General features: G+C 35.8%; 5 protein-coding genes. All 5 read right to left on the bottom strand.

The genetic code is table 11. The annotated features are described in order from the left end of the window. Positions 1-629 precede the first annotated feature (629 nt). Positions 630-1,550, bottom strand: coding sequence for a 2-keto-4-pentenoate hydratase (locus tag ACP6PM_RS12575; RefSeq protein WP_426585068.1), 921 nt, complete (start codon positions 1,548-1,550; stop codon positions 630-632). A gap of 26 nt (positions 1,551-1,576) precedes the next feature. Then, entirely contained in the window at positions 1,577-2,389 is an 813-nt protein-coding gene (locus ACP6PM_RS12570; protein WP_426585066.1) for a pentapeptide repeat-containing protein, read from the bottom strand. Between the two features lie 348 nt (positions 2,390-2,737). Continuing rightward, positions 2,738-4,324 carry a pentapeptide repeat-containing protein gene (locus ACP6PM_RS12565; RefSeq protein WP_426585064.1) on the bottom strand — a complete coding sequence of 529 codons (1,587 nt, stop codon included), beginning with the start codon at positions 4,322-4,324 and terminating at the stop codon, positions 2,738-2,740. A gap of 294 nt (positions 4,325-4,618) precedes the next feature. After that, positions 4,619-6,046: a Uma2 family endonuclease gene (locus ACP6PM_RS12560; RefSeq protein ID WP_426585062.1), complete on the bottom strand. Its 1,428-nt coding sequence runs from the start codon at positions 6,044-6,046 to the stop codon at positions 4,619-4,621. A 484-nt stretch (positions 6,047-6,530) separates the two neighbouring features. Beyond that, on the bottom strand, positions 6,531-8,060 hold the full coding sequence (locus ACP6PM_RS12555) for a glycoside hydrolase family protein (RefSeq protein ID WP_426585060.1): 1,530 nt from the start codon (positions 8,058-8,060) through the stop codon (positions 6,531-6,533). Positions 8,061-8,239: the final 179 nt, after the last annotated feature.

Genomic DNA, 8,239 nt, shown 5'->3' with positions numbered 1-8,239 from the left:
AAATTCTAATTTTTGGATTTTCATTTTTCATCTATCTAAAATTATTTGAGAAATCATATCACGTTGAATACCTCTCCCCCGACCCTTCTCCTGCGAGGAGAGGGGAGAATCTCCCCTTCACAGGGGTAGTTTTTTTACCTTTGATCTAAAAGAAGTGTGGGGAGAGGGGGAAGAGGAGGAGGAGGGGGGAGTTTATAGGTATTTATTGTATAAAAAAGTACATTGTTTTGAGAATTTTATACTGAATTAAAGGGAGCGATCGCTCCTTTGTTAAAAACCTACCCCTGTGAAAGAATCTCCCCCCCCTTCCCTTGCAGGGAAGGGGGTTGGGGGGTTAGGTTTTTAGCCCACATTGCTTACTCAAATTTGACAAATATTTCTACAGTTTTATGGCAAAAATTCAATAAGTTTCAAATACCAAAATTCGGAGCGATCGCCAAATTCTAATTTTTGGATTTTCATTTTTCATCTATCTAAAATTATTTGAGAAATCGTATCATATAATGTAGGTTAGGGAGAACAAAGAATAACCCAACAAAGCGTTATCATCGTTGAGTTATTTCTTAACTTAATCCGTATATCCGTGGCATAATCCGCGTGAGCGTATCCCTGGCATAATCCGTGTGAGCCTATTCAAATTTGACAAATATTTCCACAGTTTTATTGGGTTCTAAATCTATATATCGGGCACGAATAGTAGAATTTGATTTGACTGGAATAAAGCTAGTCATACTCCCTAAAGAAAGTAAATCTCCTTTTTTCAATTCTTTTCCTTCTGCTTGCAAAGAATTTTTAATCCACAACACAACATTCAAGGGATTACCTAATAAATCAGTACCATTTCCTGATGCTAATACTTTGCCATTTTCGTCTAACATTTCTATTCGTAAACTTTTCAAACGATTTTCCCATTCATCAGTATCAGCTACAGGAATAGGTTCTCCTAAAATTCCTGTTCTTGCTCCAACATTAATTGCTAAAAGAGCGGGGGCGTCTAATTTTATATCTTGACTATAAACTAAATCTCCTAATTCAATAAATGGGATAACTGCATCTAAATATTTTAAAGTTTCTCTGGGAGTTTTAGCATTATTAATTTCTGCACTTCCTACCCTCATAATTAAATCGCCTTCCCCAATAGGGCGACTGCCTAATTTAGCAGAAATAACACTACCATTTTGCAATAACATTTTTTCTAAAAAAACACCACGCAAAGGCTGAGAAACATTAAAGCTTGCTTGAGCTTTTTGATTAGTTAATCCCGCCTTATAACCAACTACCGGACCGAGACTTTTACTAATTTCTGCTACAAACTGATTTTGAATTTTCTGTGCTTCGGGTAAAGTTAGATTTACCTTTGTTTTGACTTGAGTTTTTTGGAGGTAATTCTCTACTAGATTTTCTATAAACTGGGAGTTATTATCTGGAGTAACTGTAGATGTAGAATTTTTGTCGGAAGTTTCTGTTTCTGGTGGGATTTTTGATGTTTCAAAAGTGCAGGCTGAAAGTAATGAGATTAAAAGTAAAATAAAATATTTAGATATATACATAATTTTTAGTTTTTAATAAAATTTTGTTAGTTCTTCTTCCATCTAGAACAATCAGGAGGAATTTCAGGATCGGAATCTTTATCTTGTTCAATTTCCTTGATTTTATCTTGATTAGCTTGTTTGTCTATAGGTTTCCATTCACCTCTAACCGTTCTAGCTTTTACATAAATTGCTTTTTTCCAATTGCAAGCTACTTTTATTTGTTTCTTACTGAGTTCTTTTGCATTAAAAAAGTTAGCTCCACTAAGGTTAGCTCCAATGAGGTTAGCTCCAATGAGTTTAGCTTCTCTGAGTTTAGCTTCTCTGAGGTCAGCTTTCCTGAGTTTAACCCAACTGAGATTAGCTCCACTAAGGTTAGCTCCAAAGAGGTCAGCTTCAGGGAATATAGCTGTCCTAAGGTTGGTTTCATTAAGTTGTAAACCAGATAAATCAAATCCATCTTTATGTAATCGTTCTACTGCAGTTTTCACAACCCCAGATTTATCGCCTTTACCATCATTAATAATAGTCCAGGTAGAAAAAAGTTGTTCTTCTTTTCGTTTTTCACGCCCTGTGAACCAGCCCACTAATCTAAGGATAAGAGTAATATTGGCAAGCAAACTAACAACATTTAAAATTGCCAAATTTTTTAACAGATAGTCTACATCTTCTAAAAATTTCTCAACAGGAGTTGTTTCCCACCAATCTGCAATACGTCTGATTAATCTGGTGTGTTTTTCAGGAGTTTTTTTGTTAGGAGATTGAATGTTTGGAGGAAAATAAAAACCTTGTTGTCTGAGCTTTTCTATTCTTTCCTCTAATTTTTTGTTCCTTGATTTTTGTTTTCTATTCTTTCTCATTATCTTTATCTTTGCCACTAGACTAAAAACCTAACCCCCCAACCCCCTTCCCTGCAAGGGAAGGGGGAGCATTTCACCCCTCTCCTTGCAGGAGAGGGGTCGGGGGAGAGGTCTTGATTTATTGTTCCGGGAAAACCACATCTTCATACAATAAAGAAGTAGTAAATTCAAAATTAATACTTTCCAATTTAACCGAAAATTCCTGTTGACTATCAGTTATTTACTCAAGAGAATAAGTAGTAAGTTCCCATTGATTATTTTCATTAATTTGATAGCATTCAGTACATATCTTTTCTGAGTCAATAAGAATATATTCCCTACTGCTTTTTAACTTTCAAGAAAGTTTTGTTAGTAGTTCTCCCATTTAGAACAATCAGGAGGAATTTCCGGATCGGAATCTTTATCTTGTTCAATTTCCTTTATTCTCTCTTGGTTAGCTTGCTGATCTTCAGGAATCCATGAGATGCTATATTCATATTCATCTTCAACTAATGTAGCGTTTACATAAATTGCTGCTTTCCAATTGCAGGCTAACTTTATTTGTGCATTACTGAGATTTTTTGCATTAAAAAGGTAAGTTCCACCAAGGTAAGTTTCACTAAGGTCAGCTAAACTGAGGTTAGCTTCACTGAGGTTAGCTAGACCAAGGTTAGCTTTACTGAGGTTAGCTAAAGTGAGATCAGTTTCACTGAGGTTAGCTAAAAGGAGGTCAGTTTCACTGAGGTTAGCTAAACTGAGGTCAGCTCCACTGAGGTTAGCAAAACTGAGGTCAGCTTCACTGAGGTTAGCTAAACTGAGGTCAGCTCCACGGAGGTTAGCTAGACGAAGGTTAGCTTCACGGAGGTTAGCTAGACGAAGGTTAGCTTCACGGAGGTTAGCAAAACTGAGGTCAGCTTTACTGAGGTTAGCTAAACTGAGGTCAGCTTTACTGAGGTTAGCTAGACCAAGGTTAGTTCCATCAAGTTGTACACCAAGTAAAGAAAACCCATCTTTGTGTAATCGTTCTACTGCAGTTTTCACAACCCCAGATTTATCACCTTGACCATCACTAATAATACTCCAGGTAGCAAAATGTTTTTCTTCTTGTCGTTCTTCAGGCCCGGTGAACCAGGTCACTAAACTAGAGATAATAGCAATATTGGCAAGCAAACTAACAACATTTAAAACTGCCAAATAGTCTATATCTTCTATAAACTTCTTAATAGGAGTTGTTTCCCACCAATCTGAAAAACGTCTGATTAATCTGGTTTGTTTTTTAGGAGTTTTTCTCTTAGGAGATGGAATGTCTTGAGGAGAAGAAAAATCTTGTTGTTTCGGATTTTTTATTCTGTCTTTTTCAATGTTTATTTTTTCTGAGAAAACTACATTTTCGTACAATAAAGAAGTAGTTAATTCAAAATTAATGCTTTCTAATTGAACCGAAAATTCCTGTTGACTATCAGTTATTTCCTCAAGAGGATAAGTAGTAAGTTTCCATTGATTTTTTTGATTAAGTTGATAGCATTCAATACATATATTTTCTGAGTCAATAAGAACATATTCTTTGAGACTTTTTATCTGACGATAACGTTGGAGTTTTTTACCCCGGTCTAATGTTTTCGTACTTGGTGATAAAACTTCTAGAATTAAACAGGGATAATAGATAATATTTCTAGATTCTCGATCTCGTGAGTCGCAACTGACAACTAGATCGGGATAGAAAAAATGACTATTGGTGGAAATGCCGACTTTAGTATCAGTCATTTCGACTTTACAGTTTTTTCCTTGCAGGTGACTTTTGAGAGCAGAAACTAAGTTGATGACAATATTATTATGAGGAAAAGTTTCTCTAGTCATCCCGTAAACTTTCCCATTGATGTATTCATATTTTATGGGTTGCTGTTGTTCCCATGCTAGATATTCTTCTGGAGTCATACTTTGAGTTTGTTTAGTCATAAGAATTAATCATTAGTTTTCAAGAAACTTTTGTTAGTCTTTACTCCCATTTAGAACAATCAGGAGGAATTTCAGGATCGGAATCTTTATCTTGTTCAATCTTCTTTATTCTATTTTGGTTAGCTTGCTTATCTTCAGGAATCCATTTGAATTCAAATCTTGTAGTGTCTATTCTTTTTTCAGATATTGTGTCTATATTTTCTTCAAATAGTGTGTCTATATTGTTTGCTTGTATTGTACTCTTTACATAAGTTGCTTCTTTCCAATTACAGCCTAATTTTATTTGTGCATTACTCAGATTTTTGGCATTAAATTTTCTTCAAATAGTGTGTCTATATTGTTTGCTTGTATTGTACTCTTTACATAAGTTGCTTCTTTCCAATTACAGCCTAATTTTATTTGTGCATTACTCAGATTTTTGGCATTAAAAAGGTAAGTTCCACGGAGGTTTGCTCCATCAAGGTTAGCTGAATCAAAGTCCGCTTCACTGAGGTTAGTTCCACCAAGGTCAGCTTCAGTGAAATTAATTCCAATCATGTTAGCTTTACTAAGGTTAGCTCCATTGAGATAAGCTTCATTGAGGTCAGCTCCAATGAAGAAAACTTGACTGAGGTTAACTAAAACCAGGTTAGCTTTAGTCAGTTTAACCCTACTGAGTATAGCTTCACTGAAGTTAGCTTGAAAGAGTCTAGCTCCATTGAGGTTAGCGTCATGGAGATTCGTTTTATTAAGTTGTAGACCAGATAAAGAAAATCCTTCTTTATTTAATCGCTCTAATGCAGTTGTCACAACTCCAGATTTATCGCCTTGACCTTCATTAATAACACTCCAGGTAGAAAAATGTCTTTGTTCTTTTCGTTCTTTAAACTCCGTTAACCAGCTCAGTAAAATAAGGATAAGAGTAATATTGGCAAGCAAACTAACAACATCTAAAATTGCCACATTTTTTAACAGATAGTCTATATCTTCAAAAAATTTCTCAATAGGAGTTGTTACCCACCAATCTGCAATGCGTCTGATTAATCTGGTTTGTTTTTCAGGAGTTTCTTTTTCAGAAGCTTGAATGTCTTCAGCAGAAGAAAAATCTTGTTGTTTCGGATTTTCTATTCTTTCCTTTTCAAGATTTATTTTTTCCGGGAAAACTACATTTTCGTACAATAAAGAAGTAGTAAATTCAAAATTAATGCTTTCTAATTTAACCGAAAATTCCTGTTGACTATCAGCTATTTCCTCCACAGAATAAGTAGTAAGTTCCCATTTATTTTTTTCATTAATTTGATAATATTCAATACATATCTTTTCCGAGTCAATAAGAACATATTCTTTGAGACTTTCTATCTGACGATAATGTTGGAATTTTTGAGCGGGGTCGAAAGCTTCCGTAGTGGATGATAAAACTTCTACAATTAAACAGGGATAATAGATAATATTTCTAGATTCTCGATCTCGTGGATCGCAACTCACCACTATATCGGGGTAGAAAAAAAGACCGTTGCTGGAAACGCCGACTTTAGTATCTGCAATTTGAACTTTACAGCTTTTTCCTTGCAGATGACTTTTCAGAGCAGAAGCTAAGTTGAGGGCAATGTCATTATGAGGAAGAGTTTCTCTAGTCATCCCGTAAACTTTGCCATTGAGATATTCATATTTCATGGGTTGCTTTTCTTCCCATGCTAAATATTCTTCTGGAGTCATCCTTTGAATTTGAGATTCGGCAGTCATAAATATTAATCAGGAGCTATAGATATAGATTATGATAAATCAAATTTTGTTTGTAGTTTTGCTCTAGCTCAAAAAATATCTCTACTCTTCGATTTCCCAAAGCTTTTACAGTATGGAATTTTGCTACAACCTATTTAGGATTGCTATAGATATAGATTCTGATCAATTAAAATAGTAATTTGTCAAAATAATTTTGTTTGTAGAATTGCTCTAGCCAAAAAAATATATCTACTTATATCAAGTTGCATTGATTAACCACAATATCAAAAGATGGAATACATAATTGAATCATCTTTAGATGACTAAAGGTTTTAGATGACTAAAGGTAGCTGATTTATTCTGGCTAATTAATGAAACTTGATATTAGGGCTAAAGCCCAACTACGAGCTTTAATTATATATTCAACCGGACATAATATAATTCTATTTTTACATAACCGAATTTAGTTAAAATTGAGAAAGTTTTTGAGTATTTAATAGCCAATTTATAACCTACATGACTTCCGCAGGCGAGTTTCTTCAATATGTTGCCAACCATAGGAAAAATGACTAATAGCATTAATCTGAGGAGTCGCTCTCCTAATAGCTTGCATTTGCATTTCCAAAGAAGGACGATTTTTAAAAGGTTCCCCCCAAGTACCAGCGATCGCCGGAATAACCTTCACCCCATCAGATGCCATACTCACAACTCTCTCCACTTTAGAAACAATACAACTAGGGTCGCGATCGCCACACGCTCCATAAGACATTGGATGCCATTCCATCGAAGTCGGAAATTGATCCCAAGGTTGGAGACGAGAGTCAAAACCACTATCCCGTATTCTCATATTCCCACCGGGGAAAAATACAGCACCAGTAGACAGACCTTTTTGCCTTACTGGTTGAGTTGCCACCTCGAGAAAATCTAATATTCCTTGAGCGGCATGAGCAACACTCAATTCCCAAACCTGCCTTCCTGAACCTCCTTTCGATAGTTTGTCGCCATTACCAGAAGGTGAAAAGAAACTTTGCCATTTCGGAGACTCCCTAGAAGAAACAGCATAAATATCTCCAGAAGTAACATACCCCTTGTCTAAAAATTTTCTAATTAATTTCTTTCCCGCTTCATTTTTAGCGCGTTGCAATAGAATATTTCGAGAAGCTTCTCCATATATCCATAAATCTTTTACCTCATCCGCTACAGAGTCACCCCCCACTCCTCGCAAATAACGAACATAGTCGAATAAAACTCCTTGAGGTTGGCGTTTTAACACCTCATTCACCATAACGCTATAATCTTGACGTGCTTCCGGACTGTAAGGATCTACGAAAGTATGGAAAGCATGACTCGCACCTAACTGGTTATGTAAACTAACATTATCTGGAATCACTTCAAGAGTTGTTTGACCTCTACCATTACGCGCCAAAGCTTGTTGACGGTTGGGCAGTTGGGAATAAGTGTACCCAAAGTTCATGGTAAATACCCAAGCATAAGCACGCAAACCTCTTTCCTTCGCTTTTCTGAGACTATCAGCTAATAGATCGACATTTTCATAACCAGGTACGCGGAGTACAGACGGCCAAACTGTAGGGTTATTTGCTGCGGGTAGAAGCACTTGTCCGTCATAGAATGCTTCTATGTATACTTGGTTATAGCCATAATTAACAACTTTATCTAGTATCCTGTCAATTTCTCCAGGTCTAACATCACAAGGATATAGTCGCAACCAAATACCTTGAGTTCTCGGCCAATTTCTCAGGCGACAATTGCCAACAACTATATTATGTTGAATATGAATATCTTGATATTTTTTTTCTGCATCTTTATCTCCTCCTAAAACTGCTTGGCGAAGATTTTCTTTTTCGGCGATCGCTTCTGGTGACAACCGACAATAAATATCTGTTTGTGCTTGTACTTTTGCAGGAAACCATAGGAAGGGGTTTAGTGCCAGACTAAATAAAATAGCTCCCAAACTACTTATCTGGAAACATTTTCTAGTTTTAATTTTTGTCAAGGTAGTAGAATATTTTGGCATAATATCAGTTTGATAAATGTTTGATATAGTTAGACTATTTCCAGGAGTCAGTTATATAGCTGAATTCAGAAGTTAAATTATTGCTGTGACTATATTTGAGAATTTCCGCGCCAGTAATGGCAACTGCTATAGAACCCCTGAAGGTATCTTCATAAATTTAGCAAGGAGTCAGGAGACAG

This window comes from Dapis brunnea BLCC-M229, assembly GCF_050015995.1.
Classification (GTDB): Bacteria; Cyanobacteriota; Cyanobacteriia; order Cyanobacteriales; family Microcoleaceae; genus Trichodesmium.
This window is presented reverse-complemented; position numbering and strand designations above follow the sequence as displayed.